This is a genomic window from Hallella faecis, from assembly GCF_018789675.1.
Classification (GTDB): Bacteria; Bacteroidota; Bacteroidia; order Bacteroidales; family Bacteroidaceae; genus Prevotella; species Prevotella faecis.
Genome location: NZ_JAHKBE010000104.1, coordinates 1 through 3,098, shown reverse-complemented (window position 1 = coordinate 3,098; position 3,098 = coordinate 1). Strand labels below are relative to the sequence as shown.

2 protein-coding genes and 1 pseudogene are annotated in these 3,098 nt (G+C 43.4%); all 3 read left to right on the top strand.

Annotation, left to right across the window (positions count from 1 at the left end; genetic code table 11):
• Positions 1-538: 538 nt before the first annotated feature.
• Entirely contained in the window at positions 539-1,831 is a 1,293-nt protein-coding gene (locus tag KM934_RS12540) for an ATP-binding protein (RefSeq protein ID WP_215760943.1), read from the top strand.
• 12 nt (positions 1,832-1,843) lie between these two features.
• The gene (locus KM934_RS12535) at positions 1,844-1,996 is read left to right on the top strand and encodes a hypothetical protein (RefSeq protein WP_215760942.1); all 153 of its coding nucleotides are present in this window, start codon (positions 1,844-1,846) and stop codon (positions 1,994-1,996) included.
• A gap of 61 nt (positions 1,997-2,057) precedes the next feature.
• Positions 2,058-3,098 (top strand): annotated as a pseudogene (locus KM934_RS12530) (IS1634 family transposase); the annotation flags it as partial.

Below are 3,098 nucleotides of genomic sequence, written 5' to 3'. Positions count from 1 at the left end.
AAATAGCTAAACTCTTTGACGAAGACTTTTGAGGTACGCAATGACGAAGTCAGGAAAAACGTGCAACTCATTGAGCTGCACGCTTTTGCTTATTGTTTATTATGTGTTTACCTTTCGGCATTACTTAACCTCCTCGAAATGCAAACCGTTATTAAACAAGCCATCTGCGTGAACGTGCTGCAATTATGGAAATAAGCAACGATAAGCAAACACGCACTCAACTGCTGCAAAGGTAGTGCAAATGAGCGGAATATCAAAACAAATACGAAGTTTTGTTTTGTATTCCTGAGTGCAGCCTACCTTATTAAAAGGTAGTGTTTTTACTTGTAAATACCAAATGTAGTACCTCAAAAACTACAAACGAAATACAGCAAAAACTACAAAAGAATTGCCACAAAAGTTAGTTCTAATCCACCACAAAAGTTAGCAATAAAACAGCACAATTCATAGTATTAAATATCCGCAAATATCAGTTTTTGCTTGCATATATAACTGAATATCACTAACTTTGCACACATAATCAAATCACGGTTTCAATATGAGTTATTCACATAGAATTGCAGACCTTCAACTGGCAGAGCGTCTTGAGGCTTTCGGGGCTGTACTAATAGAGGGGCCTAAGTGGTGCGGAAAGACAACAACTGCGGAACAAATGAGCAAAAGTGTCATTAAGATGCAGGACACGGAGATGCAGGAAGAATACGCTGCAACTGCTGCCTCAAAACCATCATTGTTGTTGATGGGTGAAACTCCTCGTCTTATAGATGAATGGCAGGATGCTCCTGTGCTTTGGGATGCCGTGCGTACTATGGTGGACAGGCGTCAGGTTCCAGGCCAATTCATTCTTACAGGGTCTACTGTTGTAGACAGAAGTAAAATACATCATTCTGGTACGGGTAGGATTTCACGAATGAAGATGTTGCCAATGAGTCTATGGGAGTCAGGAGAGTCTAACGGAAAAATTTCACTTAAAGAATTGTTTGATAATAAAGACTTAGACATAGACGGCATCACTTCAGATATGAAGATTGAAGACTTGATTTATGCTGCTTGTCGTGGTGGATGGCCTGCATTTCTAAATATGAAGAGAGATAAGGCAAAGCTACTTATTGCACGCAACTATGTTGATGCCATTTGTCGTGACGATATCTCAAGAGTGGATGGCGTACAAAGGGATGAACGGACAACTCGTGCAATATTGCGTTCGTATGCCCGTAACATCTCAACATTGGCAAAGAATACCGCTCTGTTAGCTGATGTAACAACCTCTGGGGAAGTTTCACTTTCTATGAGTGCGTTTGAGGATTATGTAACCTCCCTCAACAAATTGTTCGTTATTGACAACATCAAAGCATGGTGTCCTGCAGTCCGAAGCAAGACTGCAATTCGAAGTGGTATAAAACGAGCTTTCGTAGACCCGTCCATTGCAATTGCATCATTAGGACTTTCCCCAGAAGCATTGATGACGCAGCTCAAAACCTTTGGGTTCATCTTTGAGCAAATGTGTGCACGAGACCTTCGGGCTTATACTCCAGGGTTTGGCAATCATCTGTCATACTATCGCGACCGCTACGGACTGGAAGCCGACTTGGTGCTTCATCTTGACGATGGACGCTATGCTCTGATAGAGTGCAAACTTGGCAGCCATGAGATAGAAGAAGGAGCCAAACATCTTTTGGAAATAAAACGACTCGTTCAAGTGCATAATGAGACAGAAAAGCAGGTGCCGTTGCGCGAACCCGACCTGATGATTGTCATGACAGGTGGCAGCATGGCTTACACACGCCCAGACGGAGTCAAAGTCATACCGCTTGCTTGTTTGAAAGATTAAAAAAGACATGGCATGAATGATATAAGTAAGGACAAGGATTATCAAGAATTCTTTGCAGGGATAAAAGAATTGGCAAAAGAACTTATGCAGATTCGTGAGAGAGCAGCCATAGAGTACGCTCCCCTGACTTCGTCACTCAAAAATGCCCATTTTGTAATTGATTGATAAACAATACTTTGTATCTTTGCATACCCTAATTTTGGGGTACGCAAAAGGTCTTTTAACTATGTTCGTCAAAAGAAAGAAGAATCGGTCTGGAACAACAAGTGTTGTTGTTGCAGAGAAAACAAAGGGCATTTACAAAGAGTTGATTACTATTGGTGTGGCCAAAGATTCAAACGAAATAGACAGTCTCGTAAATGCAGGTCATGAATGGATTCCAAGGAAAAATCCCGGCGGCATCCACAACTCGATTTGTATGGTGAGGAGCGTGAAGCGTGTGACCGTGAGCGTGAAGAAGTCCGCCGTGTTCTGTCCAACGTCAGCAACATCCTTCTCAACGGATGCGACTTGATATTGGACCGCACGTTTGACAGGATTGGTTTCAATCGTATTGACGATGATGTATTCCGCAAGCTTGTAAAGGCTCGTTTGGCATATCCAACGAGCAAGGCTGCTACGGTGGAATATCTGAAAAACCACTTTGACGAAGATGTGGATCTCTCAAAGATCTATCGCTATCTTGACAAGCTTAGCGACCATCAGCACGAAATCGTACAGGACATAAGCGTGCGCCATACTGCGAAACTGTTCGGTGGAAATATCGGTGTGCTGTTCTATGATGTCACCACACTTTACTTTGAAGCGGATAATGAGGACGACTTGCGCAAGACTGGCTTTTCGAAAGAGGGACGACACAGTAATCCTCAAATCATACTCGGCTTGCTTGTAAGCTTGGGCGGCTATCCGCTTGCCTATTGTATCCATGAGGGCAACAAATATGAAGGCCACACGATGCTGCCGACGATAAACGAGTTTGTAAGCAAATACGGTTTGGAGAACTTCGTTGTGGTGGCCGACTCCGGTCTTATGAACAATGCAAATATAGCGGAACTTGAGGCTCACGGCTACAAGTATATAATAGGTGCGAAGATAAAGAATGAAAGTCAGGAAGTCAAGAACTGGATACTGGAACAGCCCAAGCGCGACTGGCAGATGGTAGAATATGACAAAGGAGGCGGACGCCGCCTCCTGGTCGGCTATACCGAAGATCGTGCAAAGAAAGATGCCTATAACCGGGAGAAGGGAATACGCAGGTTGGAAAAGG

Excerpts from the sequence above, each read along its gene's own strand:
- KM934_RS12540 (WP_215760943.1), top strand. The coding sequence starts at position 539 with ATGAGTTATTCACATAGAATTGCAGACCTTCAACTGGCAGAGCGTCTT.
- KM934_RS12535 (WP_215760942.1), top strand. The coding sequence starts at position 1,844 with ATGAATGATATAAGTAAGGACAAGGATTATCAAGAATTCTTTGCAGGG.